Annotated in this window: 15 protein-coding genes; 6 read left to right on the plus strand and 9 right to left on the minus strand. The window is 71.6% G+C overall.

Features of this window, described 5'->3' with window-relative positions:
* Window positions 1-11 precede the first annotated feature (11 nt).
* Window positions 12-881 (plus strand): formylglycine-generating enzyme family protein, encoded by an 870-nt coding sequence (locus tag EDF55_RS00545; RefSeq protein ID WP_221180724.1) that lies wholly within the window; start codon window positions 12-14, stop codon window positions 879-881.
* Window positions 882-982: 101 nt separating this feature from the next.
* On the opposite strand, the gene EDF55_RS00550 is transcribed toward EDF55_RS00545, so the two are convergent.
* Window positions 983-2,026, minus strand: coding sequence for an ATP-dependent DNA ligase (locus EDF55_RS00550; protein WP_123653017.1), 1,044 nt, complete (start codon window positions 2,024-2,026; stop codon window positions 983-985).
* Between the two features lie 154 nt (window positions 2,027-2,180).
* Here EDF55_RS00550 and EDF55_RS00555 point away from each other — a divergent pair, with 154 nt between their 5' ends.
* The 3 genes from EDF55_RS00555 (at window position 2,181) to EDF55_RS00565 (ending at window position 3,956) form a co-directional block, all read left to right on the plus strand.
* Window positions 2,181-3,218, plus strand: a complete 1,038-nt coding sequence (locus EDF55_RS00555; RefSeq protein WP_185017012.1) for an MBL fold metallo-hydrolase — start codon at window positions 2,181-2,183, stop codon at window positions 3,216-3,218.
* A gap of 142 nt (window positions 3,219-3,360) precedes the next feature.
* Window positions 3,361-3,567: a type II toxin-antitoxin system HicA family toxin gene (locus EDF55_RS00560; protein WP_221180708.1), complete on the plus strand. Its 207-nt coding sequence runs from the start codon at window positions 3,361-3,363 to the stop codon at window positions 3,565-3,567.
* An 11-nt stretch (window positions 3,568-3,578) separates the two neighbouring features.
* Window positions 3,579-3,956 (plus strand): sigma factor-like helix-turn-helix DNA-binding protein, encoded by a 378-nt coding sequence (locus EDF55_RS00565; RefSeq protein ID WP_123653019.1) that lies wholly within the window; start codon window positions 3,579-3,581, stop codon window positions 3,954-3,956.
* 23 nt (window positions 3,957-3,979) lie between these two features.
* On the opposite strand, the gene EDF55_RS00570 is transcribed toward EDF55_RS00565, so the two are convergent.
* The 3 genes from EDF55_RS00570 to EDF55_RS00580 all read right to left on the minus strand — a co-directional run bounded on the left by EDF55_RS00570 (window position 3,980) and on the right by EDF55_RS00580 (window position 7,450).
* On the minus strand, window positions 3,980-4,609 hold the full coding sequence (locus tag EDF55_RS00570) for an FMN-dependent NADH-azoreductase (protein WP_123653020.1): 630 nt from the start codon (window positions 4,607-4,609) through the stop codon (window positions 3,980-3,982).
* 139 nt (window positions 4,610-4,748) lie between these two features.
* A complete protein-coding gene (locus EDF55_RS00575; RefSeq protein ID WP_123653021.1) occupies window positions 4,749-6,401 on the minus strand; it encodes a hypothetical protein in 1,653 nt (550 codons plus the stop codon).
* 146 nt (window positions 6,402-6,547) lie between these two features.
* Window positions 6,548-7,450 carry a LysR family transcriptional regulator gene (locus tag EDF55_RS00580; RefSeq protein ID WP_123653022.1) on the minus strand — a complete coding sequence of 301 codons (903 nt, stop codon included), beginning with the start codon at window positions 7,448-7,450 and terminating at the stop codon, window positions 6,548-6,550.
* A gap of 82 nt (window positions 7,451-7,532) precedes the next feature.
* Here EDF55_RS00580 and EDF55_RS00585 point away from each other — a divergent pair, with 82 nt between their 5' ends.
* Both EDF55_RS00585 and EDF55_RS00590 read left to right on the plus strand, forming a co-directional pair.
* Window positions 7,533-11,015 carry a proline dehydrogenase family protein gene (locus EDF55_RS00585; RefSeq protein WP_123653023.1) on the plus strand — a complete coding sequence of 1,161 codons (3,483 nt, stop codon included), beginning with the start codon at window positions 7,533-7,535 and terminating at the stop codon, window positions 11,013-11,015.
* 221 nt (window positions 11,016-11,236) lie between these two features.
* On the plus strand, window positions 11,237-11,677 hold the full coding sequence (locus tag EDF55_RS00590; RefSeq protein WP_123653024.1) for a VOC family protein: 441 nt from the start codon (window positions 11,237-11,239) through the stop codon (window positions 11,675-11,677).
* Between the two features lie 95 nt (window positions 11,678-11,772).
* Here EDF55_RS00590 and EDF55_RS00595 read toward each other — a convergent pair whose 3' ends face one another.
* From EDF55_RS00595 to EDF55_RS00615, 5 genes are all read right to left on the minus strand, one after another.
* A complete protein-coding gene (locus tag EDF55_RS00595) occupies window positions 11,773-12,204 on the minus strand; it encodes a thioesterase family protein (protein ID WP_123653025.1) in 432 nt (143 codons plus the stop codon).
* Between the two features lie 20 nt (window positions 12,205-12,224).
* The gene (locus EDF55_RS00600; protein ID WP_123653026.1) at window positions 12,225-12,878 is read right to left on the minus strand and encodes an ABC transporter ATP-binding protein; all 654 of its coding nucleotides are present in this window, start codon (window positions 12,876-12,878) and stop codon (window positions 12,225-12,227) included.
* Window positions 12,875-14,842 carry a hypothetical protein gene (locus EDF55_RS00605; RefSeq protein ID WP_123653027.1) on the minus strand — a complete coding sequence of 656 codons (1,968 nt, stop codon included), beginning with the start codon at window positions 14,840-14,842 and terminating at the stop codon, window positions 12,875-12,877. Before EDF55_RS00605 ends, EDF55_RS00600 begins: the two co-directional genes overlap by 4 nt.
* A gap of 57 nt (window positions 14,843-14,899) precedes the next feature.
* Window positions 14,900-15,289 (minus strand): lactococcin 972 family bacteriocin, encoded by a 390-nt coding sequence (locus EDF55_RS00610; protein WP_185017014.1) that lies wholly within the window; start codon window positions 15,287-15,289, stop codon window positions 14,900-14,902.
* Between the two features lie 92 nt (window positions 15,290-15,381).
* A complete protein-coding gene (locus EDF55_RS00615; RefSeq protein WP_260235664.1) occupies window positions 15,382-15,927 on the minus strand; it encodes a QsdR family transcriptional regulator in 546 nt (181 codons plus the stop codon).
* Window positions 15,928-15,933: the final 6 nt, after the last annotated feature.

A 15,933-nucleotide genomic window follows, 5' to 3' on the forward strand; every position in this document is an offset into this window, starting at 1 on the left:
ACACCATCGCGATGGTCGGCATCGCCGGCGGGACGTTCACGATGGGCTCCGACGCGCACTACCCGGAGGAGGCCCCCGCTCGGCGGGTCACGGTCGACACCTTCGCGATCGCCCCGGAGCCCGTGACGAACCGGGAGTTCGCGGCGTTCACCCGGGCGACCGGGTACCGCACGGTGGCCGAGCGGCCGCTCGATCCCGCACTGTTCCCCGGCGCCCCGCCGGAGAACCTGCACGCCGGCTCCATGGTCTTCACCGGGACGAGCGGACCGGTGGACCTCCGGCACCTCAGCCAGTGGTGGGCGTGGACCCCCGGCGCGAACTGGCGTCGGCCGTTCGGCCCCGGCTCGACCATCGCGGACCGTGCCGACCACCCGGTCGTGCACGTGGCGCACGAGGACGCCGCTGCCTACGCCGACTGGGCGGGCGGTCGCCTGCCGACGGAGGCCGAGTGGGAGTACGCAGCGCGCGGCGGCCTCGACGGGGCCGAGTTCACGTGGGGGAACGACCCCGAGCGGCCGGGTGCGGCGGACCCCCAGGGCGGCCCGCGTGCGAACTACTGGCACGGTGAGTTCCCCTGGCGCGCAGACCGCGGGTACGGCAGCACGATGCCGGTCGGGTCGTTCCCGCCGAACGGGTACGGCCTGCACGACACCGCGGGCAACGTGTGGGAGTGGACCAGCGACCCGTACGTCGAGCACGCCACCGCGCACGACTGCTGCGCGCCCGAGACCGACGAGCACGCAGGGGTCGAGCGCCGCGTGGTCAAGGGCGGCTCGTTCCTCTGCGCCGACAGCTACTGCCGCCGCTACCGACCGGCCGCCAGGCGGGGACAGGAGGTCGACACCGGGATGAGCCACATCGGCTTCCGCATCGCGGCCTGACGAGCGGCCCGACGAGCGGCCCGACGAGCGGCCCGACGAGCGCCTGACGAGCGGCCTGACGAGCGGCCCGACGAGCCGCCCGACGAGCCGGCAAGCACGGCTCAGTCCAGCACGTCCCGCAGGTCGTACGCCGCCGGGACCTCGAGCTGCTCGAACCCGCACGAGCGCGCGTCGCGGTCCGGCCGCCACCGCTCGAACTGCACCGTGTGCCGGAACCGCGCGCCCTCCATCTGGTCGTAGCGGACCTCCAGCACCACCGACGGCTGCAGGCGGACGAAGGACGTGTCGCGACCCGACGAGAACCGCGACCGTTCCCCGTCACCGGTGACGGGCCTCCCGTCCGCATCTCGGAGCACGACGGACTCGAGCTCGTCGACCAACTGGACCCGGCGCTTGTCCGAGAAGGCGGACACACCGCCCACCTGCCGCAGCTCCCCGTCGTCCCCGTACAGGCCGACGAGCAGCGAGCCGACGCCGGTGCCGCTCTTGTGGATGCGGTACCCGATCGCGACGACGTCGGCGGTGCGGTGGTGCTTCACCTTGAGCATCGAGCGCTTGCCCGGCTCGTACGGACGGGTCCGCGGCTTCGCGACCACACCGTCGAGTCCGGCTCCCTCGAACGTCGTCAGCCACTCGCGGGCCAGGTCGACGTCGAGCGTGGTCCGGGTGACGAACAGCGGGTCTTCGAGGTCCGCCGCCAGTGCCTCCAGCCGTGCGCGCCGCTCGTCGAACGGCAGGTCCGTCAGCCCGGCGCCGTCCGCCGCGAGCAGGTCGAACGCCACGAACTGCGCCGGCGTCTCCACGCTGAGCTTCGTGATCCGCGACTCCGCGGGGTGGATGCGCTGCGACAGCGCCTCCCAGTCCAGGCGCTCGTTCCCGGGCTCGCCCGAGCGCAGCACGACCTCGCCGTCGAGGACCACCGGGTGGTCCCGCCCGCCGAACTGCGTGCGGAACGCGGCGACGAGCTCCGGGAAGTACCGGGTGAGCGGCTTGGCGCCGCGGCTGCCGATCTCGACGTCGTCACCGTCGACGGTCACGATGCCGCGGAACCCGTCCCACTTCGGCTCGTAGCGCAGGCCGCCCTTCACGCTGTCCGGTTCCGGGACGTCCGGGACGGCCTTGGCGAGCATCGGTGCGATCTCCATGCGTCCTGTCTACGCGGTCACGTCCGACAGGTGCTCCGGTCGACACCGGCCGGGAGGCTCGGGTCGGCTCCGCCCCGCCGGTCGCGTCGGCGGTGCTCCGGTCCGCACCGCCCAGGTGGCCGCCGCCCGGCGGTCGCGTCGTTACAGTGGCCGGGTGACGACGCCCCCCGCAGCTCCCGCCCCGGAGCCGATCAGTCCCGTCCAGGCTCGCGCGCTCGCCGAGGGGGTGCTGCCGCCGGTCGAGGAGGTCCGCCCGGGCATCTGGACCCTCGCGGTCCCGTTCCGGTTCGGCGTCCCGGACGCGACGCTCGTCTACGTGATCGAGGGCACCGACGGGGTGCTCACCGTGGTCGACCCCGGGTGGAGCGAGGACGGCTCGCTCGACGCGCTCTCCGACGGGCTCCGGCAGATCGGCAGGTCGGTGTCCGACGTCGGGCTCGTCGCCGTCACACACCTGCACGCCGACCACCTCGGCGCGGCCGCCGCCGTCCGTCGTGCCTCCGGTGCCCGGATCGCGATGCACGGGCTCGAGGTCCGCGCGCTCGAGGACGAGCGTGCCGACGCCGCTCGGCACGAGGCCGACATCGCCACGTGGGGTGTGCCGCACGAGTTCCGGTCCGGCCTGAGCGACGCGTGGGGGATCGGTCGTCGGATCGGTCTCGGTGCGACGGAGCCGCCGTACGCGGACGTGCTCCTCGACGACGGCGACCTGCTGCCCGTGACCGGCCGGTCGCTCCGGGCGATCTGGACGCCGGGCCACACCGCCGGGCACCTCTGCTTCCTCGACGAGCCCGACGGGCTGCTCTTCACCGGCGACCACGTCCTGCCGCGGATCAACTCCGGGATCGGGCTCGGCGGTCGCACGGCGTCGAACCCGCTCGGCGACTACCTGGCGTCGCTCGCGCGGCTGGACGGGTACGCGGCGCTCGAGGTCTGCCCGGGGCACGAGTACCGGTTCGCGGACGTGGTGTCGCGCGCGCGGACCCTCGTGCGGCACCGGGAGGAGCGGAGCCGGCACGTCGCCGAGGCCCTGGACGCCCTCGATGCGCCGACGCTGTTCGCGGTGGCGTCCCGCGTGCCGTTCAGTGGCGGGATCGAGTCGATGCGGGGCTTCCTGCTCGCGAGCGCGTTGACGCAGACGGCGTTCCACGCGGACCTGCTCGGCCGCGCCGGCGAGATCCGCCCCGCCTGACTCCTCCACAGCCGCTGGCGGAGCGGCACTTCTCCACCGGTCATCGGTGTCGGTCTCGCGCGTTCGGCGGTCTTCGTAGCGTTGTCGTGACGGGCGCACATCTAGTGCTCCTTGATGGCAACGACAAGAGGGAATTGATACCGTGGCTCGAGCAGTGCGGCACCGGGACGTGACCACGTTCCTCCGGGCGAAGGGCTGGTGGCTCGATCGCATCAAGGGCAGCCACGAGGTGTGGTGTGGACCGCACGGCGACGGCCGGCTCGTGCTGCCACGACACAGAGAGATCAGTCCCGGCGTGGTCCGGCAGGTGGTGCAGCGTTTCCCGGACACCCCGGGGAGCTGGCGATGAACGGAGTGAGCATGGCGGTCTACGAAGCACGAGCGCACCGAGAAGGCCGCTGGTGGGCAATCGACATCCCGGCTGCCGGTGCAGCGACGCAGGCGCGGCGCGTGGCCGACGTGGCGTGGATGGCGCGCGAATGCGTCGCGTTGACGCTGGACGTCCCGGAGACGGATGTCGAGATCGACGTGCACTTCGACATCCCAGACGACACCCGGGCGAAGTGGGAGGTGTCGCGTCGGAAGGCCGAGGCGGCTCGGACCGAGGCCGCGGAAGCCGCCGCCCTGGCGCGCGAGGTCGTTCGCGCCATGCGGGCCGACGGGTACACCTACGCCGAGACCGCATCGGTGCTCGGAGTCTCACCGCAGCGCGTCCATCAGCTCGCGCACGCGTCCTGACGGACGGCCCACCACCCGCGGGTTCAGAGGGTGGTGGCGAGGCGCTCCAGGGTGGTCTTCGCGTCGGCGAACTCGGCGGCGGCGTGGTCGGCGAGCGGAGCCAGCTCCGGCAGCCGGTCGGCCAGGGTGGCACTCACGGTGACCGGGTACTGCCGCATCCCGAGCGCGGTCCCGAGGATCAGCTCGAGGACGGGGGAGCCGTGGTCCCAGTGCTCGGTCGGGGTTCCGGCGTCGTAGGTGGCGCCGCGGCTGACGACGGTCACGACCGGGCGACCGGCCAGCGGCTGCACATCGCCCGCCAGCACCCCGGGGACGTGGATCCGGTCGATCCAGGCCTTGAGGCTCGAGGGCACCGTGTAGTTGTACAGCGGGGCGCCGACCACGACGACGTCGGCAGCGAGCAGCTCGTCGATGACGTCCTGGCGGATGGCCTCCGCCGCGGGGTCGACCGACTCCTCGGCGGTGCGGTCACCGGCGGCCCAGTGCAACGCCGAGGTCTCCAGGTGCGGCAGCGGCGACGTGTGCAGGTCGCGGACCACGACCGTGTACTCCGGACCCCGGGCACGCCAGGCGTCGGCGAACGCGGCGGTCAGGGCGCGCGAGCGGGAGTGGCGGAGATCGGCGGAGGAGTCGACGTGCAGCAGCGTGGGCATGGTGCCAACGCTACCGACGCCGCCGGGCGTGGGTGCGGAACGAAACGGCCCCGCCGGACCACGTGCGTGGTCTGGCGAGGCCGAGTCGAGCCTCCCGGCGGTCAGTGCCGTCGGTCAGTGCGGGGGTCAGAGCCTGCGGTCAGCGCTGGGCGCGTCGACGCACCGCGCGGAGGCCGACGAGGCCGGCACCGGCGGCGAGCATCGCGAGCGCCCAGGGCAGGGCGCCGGTGGCGTCCGAACCCGTGTAGGCGAGCTGCTGCGTCTGGCCGCCGGACGTCGCGGTCGGCGTGACCGTGGCGACGGTGGTGGTCGCGGTCGGCACGACCGTGACGGCGAAGGAGACGGACTGGCCGTCCTCGGCCACCGTCAGGACGTGGGTCGACGCGTGCGGGAAGGTGACCTTGGACGTGAAGGTGTCCTCGTCCACGCTGACCTGGTCGGTGGCATGGTCACTCGTGACCGTCGCCATCGGGTACTCGCCCTCGCCGTCCCAGTCGGTGGTCTGGTTGCCGTACTGGTCCACCGGGGAGCCGTCGACCCAGAGCGAGCCGCCCTGCTTCACGGTGGGCTTGCCGCCCGGGGTGATGGTCACGTCGTCGTTCTCGATGTCCGCGGGGATGTCGATCTGGACGACCTCGCCGGTCCAGTTGATGATCCAGGCGGTCGCGGGCTTGCCGTTCTCGAACAGGTCCTCGGGCGAGGTGTTGATCGCCTGGGCCAGCACGCCGACGGCGGCGGCCGGGTCGACGACGACCTCGACGTACTCGGTCGCGGTCGAGGTGCCGTTGCTCGCGACGACGGTGAAGTCGTATGCGCTCGCGGTGGTCAGCGTGCCGCTCAGGGTGCCCGTCGTGGTGTCGAAGACGCTCTCGTACGGCAGGTACGACTCGGGGGAGTCGTCCGGGTCGCTCGGGTCGGCGCTCTCCGGGTCGGAGTAGCCGATCGAGTACGTCACGTCGCCGCTGCCCTCCGCGACCGCGAAGGACTCCTCGATGGTGTCGCCGGCGGTGACCTCGATGGTGCGGGGGGCGTCGTACGACGTCGCGCCGTCGTAGGCGACGTCCTGGGTGACCGCGGCCGTGGTGGCCGTGGCGGTGGCGTCGTCGGCGCCGGTGATCACGACGGTGATCGTCTTGCCGATGTCGGCCTTCGTGATCGTGTACGAGGTCTTCGTCGAGACGACCGGGCCGCCGTCGAGGGACCACGCGTAGGCGTAGGGGCCGTCGAGCTCGTCGGCGCTGGCCTCGAGGACGGTGCCGACCTTCGCGTCGCCCTTGATCGTCGCAGCGACGGGGGCGGGTGCCACGGCGGTGGTGTCGCCGCCGTCGGTGTCGGACGGGTCCGTGTCGGACGGGTTGGTGGTGCCGGTGGTGCCGGTGCCCGAGCCGGTCGTGCCGTCGGTGCTCGTGTCGGCGTCGCCGGTGCCCGTGTTGCCGGCGGTGTTGCCCGCGTCGGAACCGTCGGTGCCCTGGTCGGACGAGTCGCCGGCGGTCTGGTCGGACCCGGGGTTCGTCTGGTCGGCACCGGCACCGGCACCGGCACCGGCATCAGCACCGGCACCGGAGTCGGGCTGGCCGTCCGTGGTCTGGTCGGTCGTGGGCGCGCCGTCGCCGGTGCCCGCCGCGCCGCCGTCAGCGTCGGTGGGGTCGGCGGAAACGGACGACGCGGAGCCGGGATCGACGGCGTACGCCGCCGTCGCGGAGAAGACGCCGAGGCCGGTCGTCAGGCCGATGAGCGCGATGGTGGTGCCGACGGCGCAGGCGCGTCGGACGCCGGATGTGCTGCGGTGCACGGGTTCCCCCAGGGTGTTCAGGTCCGGTCACGGGACCGGATCATAAGAGTTCGCCGAGAATCCTCAGGCGTGATCGGATCGTACTGATACCCGCGCGCCCGCGGGGATCGCGTGACCGGAATGTGACCAGGGTTGGGGGTGCGACCTCAGGACCGCGAGGCCGAGGCCGCCTGCTCCAGCGCAGCCCGGAACGCCGTCACTGCCGGGGACTCGGCGCTCGCCAGGCGCTGCGCCGTGAAGAGCGTCCGTCGGGCGGGGTCGGGCAGCTCCAGCAGCCGGCACGTGGTGGTGCGGCCGGCCCACACCAGGTCCGGCATCAGCGCGACCGCGTTCCCGGACTCGATCAGGCGGATCTGGGCCTGTAGGTCGGCGGTCTCGTACCGGACGTCGGGCTCGAAGCCCGCGCGGCGGCAGGTCTGCTCGGCGAAGTGGCGGGACGCGGCCCCGCGCGGCTCCATCACCCACGGGAGTCCCGCGGCCGACGCGAGCGAGTCGACCGGCCAGAGCGCGGTGTCGACCGGCGGCAGCGCGAGCCGCACCGGGTCCGTCGTCAGGTCGCGGTGGTCGAGCCCGGGGAAGCGCGGTGCGGCGTGTGCGGGGTACTGCTCGGCGACGACCATGTCGAAGTCCCGCGCCCAGGTCTCGTTGAGTGCGGTCTCCGGCTCGCGCTGCACCATCTCGACGCGGACGCCGGGGTGCTCGGTCGCCATGATCCGGAGCGCGGTCGGCATCAGTGCGAGCGCCGCCGACTGGAACACCGCGACCCGGATACGACCCTGCACGCTGGTGAGCGTCGACTCCACGGACGCCTGTGCGCGGTCGAGCGTGTCGAGCACGTCGCCGGCCGCGGTCACGAGCACCTCGGCCTGCGGGGTGAGCTGCAGACGGCGCCCGGCCTTCCGGAGGAGCTGCACGCCGGCCTCGCGCTCGAGCACGGCGAGCTGCTGCGAGACGGCCGACGGGGTGAGGTTCGCGGCCTCGGCGACGGCGGCCACGGTGCCCCGGATCGAGAGCTCGCGGAGGAGCACCAGGCGGCGGACGTCGAGCATGGAGAAAGCGTAGTTCAACTGCACGGTATGCGTCAGAACAATTCGCTTCCGCTACCGAAACCGCAGACGACACACTGATCCCATGACCGACGTCCAGCCGCGCTCCGACGCAGCCTCCTCGACCGACCACGACGACCTCGCCGACGCGTCCGTCGCCCTCGTGCGCCAGTGGCTGGCCGAGGCCGAGACGTACCCCGTCGACGGCTCCGCGAAGCAGCTCGCCGGCGTCCTCGCCGACCCGAAGGGCCTGGCGTTCGCGGTCGGCTTCGTCGACGGCGTCGTCCGTCCGGAGGACCTCGGCGTCGCCGCGCGCAAGCTGCGCGCCATCGCGCCGGACGCTCCCGGGTTCCTGCCCAGCGCGCTCCGCGGCCTGGTGCGGCTCGGTGGCGGACTGGCACCGAGCCTCCCGTCGGTCGTCGTCCCCATCGCCCGACGCGTGCTGCGGAACATGGTCGGCCACCTCATCGTCGACGCGACCGACGCGAAGCTCGGTCCGGCCATCGCGAAGATCCGTCAGGACGGCGTCCGGCTCAACGTGAACCTGCTCGGCGAGGCCGTGCTCGGCGAGGGCGAGGCCGCCCGCCGGCTCGAGGGCACCCACAAGCTCCTGGCGCGGGACGACGTCGACTACGTGTCGATCAAGGTCTCCTCGACGGTGCACCCGCACTCGCCGTGGGCGTTCGACCACGCCGTCACCGACATCGTCGACAAGCTCCGCCCGCTGTTCCAGCGTGCAGCGGACTCGTCGCCGAAGAAGTTCATCAACCTCGACATGGAGGAGTTCAAGGACCTCGACCTCACCATCGCGGTCTTCACCCGTCTCCTCGACGAGCCGGCGTTCCTCGAGCTCGAGGCGGGCATCGTCCTGCAGGCGTACCTGCCCGACGCGCTCTCCGCGATGCAGCACCTGCAGGAGTGGTCGGCCGGCCGCCGTGCCCGCGGGGGCGCCGGCATCAAGGTCCGGCTCGTGAAGGGCGCGAACCTGCCGATGGAGCAGGTCGAGGCGTCCGTGCACGGCTGGCCGCTCGCCACCTGGCACACCAAGCAGGACTCGGACACGAACTACAAGCGGGTGCTCGACTGGGCGCTCACCCCCTCCCGCGTCGCCAACGTCCGCGTCGGTGTCGCCGGGCACAACCTGTTCGACGTCGCGCACGCGTGGCTGCTCGCCGGAGCGCGCGGCGTCCGCGACGGCATCGAGTTCGAGATGCTGCTCGGCATGGCGCAGGGCCAGGCGGCCGCCGTCCGCCGCACGGTGGGGTCGCTCCTGCTCTACACGCCGGTCGTGCACCCGGGCGAGTTCGACGTCGCGATCGCGTACCTGATCCGCCGGCTCGAAGAAGGGGCGTCGCAGGACAACTTCATGTCCGCGGTGTTCTCGCTGCAGTCCTCGCCGCCGCTCTTCGCCCGCGAGGAGTCCCGGTTCCGCGCGTCCCTCGCACCGCTGGCGCAGCCCGGCGGTCTCGACGCTCCGGCGTCGCACCGCGTCGCGGACCGCTACGCCGCCGTCGGCCGGCCCACGCCCGGCCACTTCGAGAACACTCCGGACAGCGACCCCTCGGTCGCGGCGGTCCGGTCGTGGGGTGCCGCGATCACGGCCCGGGTCGCGTCCTCGACTCTCGGCGAATCGGGCGTCCGGGAGGCTCGCCTCTCGTCCGAGTCGCAGCTCACGTCCGTCCTGGAACGCGTCCAGAGCGCCGGCGCGGTCTGGGGGACCTGGTCCGGTGCCGCGCGCGGCGCGGTGCTGCACGCCGTCGGCGATGCACTCGAGGCGAACCGCGCCGCCCTCATCGAGGTGATGGCCGCCGAGACCGGGAAGACGATCGACCAGGCCGACCCCGAGGTGTCCGAGGCGATCGACTTCGCGCACTTCTACGGTGAGCTCGCCGCCTCCCTCGACGACGTCGACGGTGCGGCGTTCTCGCCCGCCCGCCTGACGCTCGTCGCGCCGCCGTGGAACTTCCCCGTCGCGATCCCGGCCGGGTCGACGCTCGCCGCGCTGGCCGCCGGGTCCGCCGTCGTGCTGAAGCCCGCGCCGCCGGCCGCGCGCTGCGGTGCGGTGCTGGCGTCGGTCATGTCGACCGCGTTCGACGCTCTCGGCGCTCCCGCTGACGTGCTCGCGTTCGTCGACGTCGAGGAATCGACCCTGGGTACCGCGCTCGTCGCGTCGCCGCTCGTCGACCGGGTGATCCTCACCGGTGCGTACGAGACCGCCGCGCTGTTCCGCTCCTTCCGTCAGGACCTGCCGCTCCTCGCCGAGACCTCCGGCAAGAACGCGATCATCGTCACGCCGTCGTCGGACCTCGACCTCGCCGTGAAGGACGTCGTCGCGTCGGCGTTCGGCCACGCCGGGCAGAAGTGCTCCGCGGCCTCGCTCGTCGTGCTCGTCGGGTCCGTCGCGAAGTCGCGCCGGTTCCACTCGCAGCTGATCGACGCGGTGTCCTCGCTGACCGTCGGGTACCCGTCCGACCCGACGTCGCAGATGGGGCCGGTCGTGGAACCCGCTGCGGGCAAGCTGCTCGACGGGCTGACGACGCTGGAGCCCGGCCAGAGCTGGGCCGTGCAGCCCCGTCGCCTCGACGAGTCCGGCAAGCTCTGGAGCCCCGGTGTCCGCGGCGGCGTGCAGCGTGGTTCGGACTTCCACAAGACGGAGTACTTCGGCCCGGTCCTCGGCGTCATGACCGCGTCGTCGCTGGACGAGGCGATCGACATCGTCAACGAGGTCGACTACGGCCTCACCTCGGGGCTGCACTCGCTCGACCCGTCCGAGATCGGCACGTGGCTCTCCCGCATCGACGCCGGCAACCTCTACGTGAACCGCGGCATCACCGGGGCGATCGTCCGCCGGCAGCCGTTCGGTGGGTGGAAGAAGTCCGCAGTGGGGGCCGGCACCAAGGCCGGTGGCGTGAACTACCTCTTCGGGCTCGGGTCCTGGGCTCCCGCTGCTGCGACCGCCGGGGCTCCCGTCTCCGCGCCGGTGTCGTCGTTCGTCCGGGCCTCCGGGATCTCGTCGGCGTCGCTGTCGCGGGCGATCGCGTCCGACGAGCTCGCGTGGACGTCGTTGTTCGGCGTGGCGACCGACGTGTCGGCGCTGTCGGCGGAGCGGAACATCGCGCGGTACCTGCCGTACCCGGGGGTGCAGGTGCGGTTGGCGGCTTCGGCTTCTGGTTCTGGTTCGGCTTCGGCTTCGGCTTCGGTCGAGTCGCTCGTCCGGGTCGTCGCGGCTGCGCTCCGTGCTGGGACGACGATCGACGTCTCGTCGGCCGGTCCCGTGCCGCCGGCGATCGCCGCGCTGCCGAACGTCCGGTCGGTCGTGTCGTCGGAGTCCGACGAGGCGTTCGGAGCCCGGGTGGCCGCCGGGCCGTCGACCCGCGTGCGGCTCATCGGCGGATCCGCATCGGCGCTGTACTCGGCCGTGGAGGGGCGCCCCGACGTCGCGGTCTACGCGGAGCCGGTGACCGAGGCCGGGCGCCTCGAGATGCTCCCGTTCCTCCGCGAGCAGGCGGTGTCGATCACGGCGCACCGCTTCGGCACGCCGAACCACCTGACGGACGCGCTGCTCTAGCGCGGCGCGGCGGCGTGCGCTGCGGCCGCGCGGCGGGTGCCGGCGGTCGCACAACCAAAGTCAGCTCGCACCACGGGATCCCGTGGTGCGAGCTGCTTTCGGTTGTGCGGCGTGGCGTGTGTCCGGTCTCCGCGCGGAGTCGGGTGCCTCCGAGGTCGTGCGCGTTGTGTCGGTTGGGGCGCCGGGGTCCGGCGTCCGTCCGACCACGGAGGAACACCACCATGACCGAACCGATCGCACGCCCGACCGCACTCGCCCACGTGCGGGTCACCGTGACCGACATCGCCCGGAGCAAGGCGTTCTACCAGCAGCTGCTCGGCGCCGATCCGGTGATCGACTTCAGCGACCAGGTGGACGAGCCGGGCATCCGGCAGGACCGCGAGCGCTTCTACGGCGGCTGCGTGTTCCAGCTCGGCGACCAGGTGTTCGGCCTGCGGCCGGTCGCTCCCGCCGGGCAGCGGTTCGACCCGGACACCGTCGGGCTCGACCACGTCAGCTTCGTCGTCGGCTCCGTCGACGAGCTGCACGAGGCCGCCGCCCGACTCGATGCCGCCGGGGTCGAGCACGGCGAGGTCACGGAGCTCGGCCAGGCCGGCATGACGATCCTGTCCGTGCAGGACCCCGACGACATCAACCTCGAGTTCGCGGCGCTGAGCAGCTAGGCGCGCCCCCGGGGCAAGCTTCGCGCCCCGCCACGGACATCGCGCCCCACCACACCGGGGTGCGATGTCCGTGTGGGGGCGCGACGTCGCAGGGGTCAGGCGTCGACGGCGACCATCGTGCCCTCGACGAGGGCACGGAGGTCCGCAGGAAGGGGGATCGGGCGGCGGGCGCCCTCGCGGTCGATGATGACGTGCGCGAACTCGCCGGTCGCGAGCAGGGCGCCGTCGGACTGCCGGAACAGGCCGAACTCCCACGAGAGGCTCGTGTTCCCGAGGTGCTTCGACCGCATCCCGACGTCGATGACGTCGGGCCACACGGCGGACTCGACGAACCGGCAGCTCGACGACACCAGGACGGCGATCCACTCGGACGAGAACGGGTCGAGGCCGGCCTGCTCCCGGAACCAGTACGTCGCGGCGTTGTCCATCGCGCTGTAGTAGATCGTGTTGTTCACGTGCCCGAACATGTCGTTGTCGTTCCACCGGGTGGGGTAGGTGCGGCGGAACGGGTACTCGTCGATGGTCATCGGTCTCCGATCGGTTTCCCTCATCCTCTCGGAGAAAGGTCGAGCCCTTCGTCAGCCCACGCCATCACGGCCGGGTCGTGTGTTGCGACGACGATCGCAGCGCCGTCATCTCGGAGTTCCGAAAGCCGTGTGAGGACGTCCGCGCCGGTGGTGACGTCGAGTGCAGCGGTGGGCTCGTCCGCGAACACGACCGGCGGCCGACGAATGAAGAGCCGTGCGAGTGCGAGTCGCTGACGTTCACCGCCGCTCAGCGTGTGCGTCCGTGCTCCCTCGGGCAGGTCGAGTCCGACGGACGACAGTGCGGCACGCCGGAGAAGCGCTCGATCGGGTCGCTTCGTCGACGACCCGATGAACGCGACATCGAGGTTCCGCCGGACTGACCAGTTGTCCTCCAGTGCACCGTTCTGGAACAGATGACCGATCGTCGTTCGGTACAACGCCGAGCGCTGCCGCCCGCGGACGTTCGTCACATCGTGACCGCCGATCTCGATCGTGCCGGTGTCGAGCGGCGACAGGAGCCCGAGGCAGCGCAGGAGCGTCGACTTTCCGCTCCCGCTCGGCCCGGTGATCGCGAGCGAGCTGCCGTCGTGCACGACGAACGTGACATCGGACCAGAGCGGTGTCCCTCCGTGCGCCTTGCTGATCGACGTCGCACGGATGGGGACGTTGCTCATCGGAGTTCCTCCTCGTGAAGTCGTCGGACGATCGTGACCGACACGAAGAAGATGTCGATCGCTGCACTCGCGAACACCGCGGGCGCGCTTGCCTGTGCCCCGGTGACGGTGAGCGCCACGGTCGATGCGGTGATGACCGTCGCCGGGAGTGCGAGGGCCGGGGCCGAGGCGACGGAGAGCCGGCGGCCGTGGAGAAGCCCGATCATCGTGCGGCGACTCCGGATCATCCTGACCGCGCGACCGGTGAGCGCAGCGGACCACAGCAGCACGAGGAGGACCACGACGAGCGCCGCGACTGCGTGCCGGAGTCCGCGGTCGATCACGGCGGATCGGTAGGTCACGAAGTCCCGCAGCGGCTCGATCGTGGCGACCATGCGGGTCAGCCCGTGCGCCGCCACGTCCGAACGAAGCGCTGCTTCGTCGGTGAACACGATCTCACCGGTCGTCATGTTCGCAGTCAGGTAGTTTTCCGACATGGAGACCGTCGCAGCCGGCAGGACGGCGATGACGGGGGACTCGAGCGTGCTGGTGGCGGCGATGTCGTCCGTCGCGTAGTCGAACACCCTGCCGACATCGACGCGAACTTCGTCGATGTCGATCCTGGTGGGGACGGCTCCGGGATCGGTCGAGTTCTCGCGTTGGAACACCAGGAAGTCCCGCCACGCTCGACGCTCGGCACCCGTCAGCCGGACGCCCTCCGGGACGAGCAGGGTGAGCGCCTCGGGCTCGAGCTGATCGGGCGTCACCCGGCTGCCCCCGGGGGAACGGACGGGCTGCTCGCGCAGGTACTGCGCGTTCACGATGAGCACGTTACCGGCGTCCGGATCGTGGCTCCTCAGATCCGGCGAGATCGGATGGTCGGCGAGGATCGCGGATCCCGCGGCGTCGAGCCGCTCGTACACGCCGGCGAGGTCGGCCTCTGCCGCGTCCAACTCGGTCAACGACGACTCGAACGTCATCCGGACGTCGTCGAGCGATGTGTGCCACGTGCCACGCTCCGACGAGTCGTGTCGCGCGAGCTCGACGCTGCTCCACGCGGTGGCCGCAGCCCCGGACGCCAGCGCGAGGGCGACGACGTTGCCGACCATCGCGATGGTGAGCAGGGTGCGCCACGGACGCTCGCCGGCGATGCTCCGCACGATGGAGCCAGCGGGGATCACCGCCGTGGCGAGCGTCACGAACGCCATGAACACCGAGGACGCGACGATGCCGATCCCCGCGGCGAAGACGAACGTCCCGAGTCGAGCCCCACCGTTGACGATCGTGAGCACCGTGGCAGCGACACCGATGCCGACGACACCGCAAGCGACGGCGCGTGCGGCGATCACCGCGGCGTCGAGGTTCGCCGATCGCAGGACGCCACGGCCGTGCGCGGCAGCGATCGCAACGGCGTTGCGGCGGGACGCCTGCCACCCCGCGACACCGATGGCCACCAAGATCACGAGACACCCCGCGAGTGGGATCGCGGGTACCTCGCTGACGACCCAGAGTGAGACGAAGAAGGGAGACAGCGGGTTGACCGTGACCGCGACACCTGCGTCGCTCAACGATGATGCGAACGCCCGGGCGGACGCGCTGCCGGCATCGGTGGCGTACATCCCGTTGATCCGGTTGTCCGGCAGGTCCGCGAGCGGCCTGAAGCTGGTGACGAGCGTCGGGTCGAACCCCGCGACATCGTGGTCGAGGGAGCCGAATCCGCGCGCGGCTCCGCGGTTCGTGACGTACTCCGAACGCCTGACACCGGTGCCGGAGTCCGTTCGCAATTCCTTCACGACGGTCATGTCGTGCTCGGCGGCGGCGTCGCGCACGAGTCGCTGGAAGGCGCCGTCGTTCGAGGCGTCGGCGTTCCAGACGGTGATGACGTCGGTGGAACCGGCGGGGGCGAGGTCGTCGATGACGGCCGTGACGAGGAACGCGAGCCCGATGACGAGCGCGACGCTCCCCGCGATGAGTGTCCGGAGCATGTCGATGCAGTGGCCTCCCGGATCGTCAGCCGATCCGGGAGGCGGGTCCTGATCGGCCTACTTGACGAACCGGTAGTAGGCGTTGTTGCCCGCGAAGGTCTTCGTGATGGATGACTTCGCCGTCGCACCCCCGAGGGTGTCCCTGCTCCGCGCGACCTGTCCCCGACCGTTCTGGACCGATGATCCGTGCTTCCGCGAGGCGTGGTAGAAGTTCGAGAACGCGGTGTTGTTCGGGCCGTTCGTTCCGTACGTCCACGATCCGCCGCCTTCCGGTGAGACGGAGTAGTTCGGCGTGATGGTGCCGACAGGCGGGATGGCCATCCCGTGTTCCTCGAGCACTGTGTTCGTGGTCGTCGTCGTGCCCGGCGTCGCGCTTGCGGCGGTCGGCACCGCGAGCGCACCCGCTGCGACGAGAGCGGCTGCAGCTGTGATGATGCGAATGTGCATGGTTCCCCCATCAGTTGGCGTCATCGCTGACGCGGACGGACCCCCTGGTCCGTCATGGGAAACGTAGCAGATTGAATGCATCCGCTGGTACTTTAGATGCGCAGGAGGTACTCGAACGCGGCTCGGGCCCGGACGGGGTCGGGGGTCTCGCCGGAGATCAGGTCGGCGTACGTGAAGGACTCGGAGATCCGGACGAGCAGCCGGGCGAGCTCCTCGGCGGACAATGGCGCCGGGTCGAACTCGCCGGACATCTGCTCGGCCTCGACCATGGTGCTCACCACGCTGACGAGCCGGCTCTGCACGTCACTCGACGAGGTGGTGAGGAGCCGCAGTGCCCGGGCGGGCTCCCGCGTCAGGAACGCGCGGAAGTACGGCGCCACGATGAGGTCCGCGGTGAACCGGTCGAGCACGTCGACGATGCGTGCGGCTCCGACGGATCCTGCGGCGTCGGCAGCTCGGGCGGCGCCGTCGAGCGTCGGCACCGCCAGGGACCAGAAAATCTCGGAGAGCAGCCGGTCGCGGTTCCCCACCCACCGGAACAGGGACGTGCGGTCCACGCCGAGCGAGGCGGCCAACGCGCCCATGTCGATCCGTTCGCCGGCGATGAAGGTGTGGCGGGCCTCCTGGAAGGCGCGCACAGCGGA

The sequence above is a fragment of the Curtobacterium sp. ZW137 genome, assembly GCF_003762905.1.
Lineage (GTDB): Bacteria > Actinomycetota > Actinomycetes > Actinomycetales > Microbacteriaceae > Curtobacterium.

Bases quoted from the DNA above. Each gene is read 5' to 3' on its own strand.
- EDF55_RS00565 (WP_123653019.1), top strand. From the start codon at position 3,579: ATGGCGGTCTACGAAGCACGAGCGCACCGAGAAGGCCGCTGGTGGGCA.
- EDF55_RS00600 (WP_123653026.1), bottom strand. From the start codon at position 12,878: ATGAGCAACGTCCCCATCCGTGCGACGTCGATCAGCAAGGCGCACGGA.
- EDF55_RS00595 (WP_123653025.1), bottom strand. From the start codon at position 12,204: ATGACCATCGACGAGTACCCGTTCCGCCGCACCTACCCCACCCGGTGG.
- EDF55_RS00610 (WP_185017014.1), bottom strand. From the start codon at position 15,289: ATGCACATTCGCATCATCACAGCTGCAGCCGCTCTCGTCGCAGCGGGT.
- EDF55_RS00570 (WP_123653020.1), bottom strand. From the start codon at position 4,609: ATGCCCACGCTGCTGCACGTCGACTCCTCCGCCGATCTCCGCCACTCC.
- EDF55_RS00550 (WP_123653017.1), bottom strand. From the start codon at position 2,026: ATGGAGATCGCACCGATGCTCGCCAAGGCCGTCCCGGACGTCCCGGAA.
- EDF55_RS00590 (WP_123653024.1), top strand. From the start codon at position 11,237: ATGACCGAACCGATCGCACGCCCGACCGCACTCGCCCACGTGCGGGTC.
- EDF55_RS00605 (WP_123653027.1), bottom strand. From the start codon at position 14,842: ATGCTCCGGACACTCATCGCGGGGAGCGTCGCGCTCGTCATCGGGCTC.
- EDF55_RS00585 (WP_123653023.1), top strand. From the start codon at position 7,533: ATGACCGACGTCCAGCCGCGCTCCGACGCAGCCTCCTCGACCGACCAC.
- EDF55_RS00545 (WP_221180724.1), top strand. From the start codon at position 12: ATGGTCGGCATCGCCGGCGGGACGTTCACGATGGGCTCCGACGCGCAC.
- EDF55_RS00580 (WP_123653022.1), bottom strand. From the start codon at position 7,450: ATGCTCGACGTCCGCCGCCTGGTGCTCCTCCGCGAGCTCTCGATCCGG.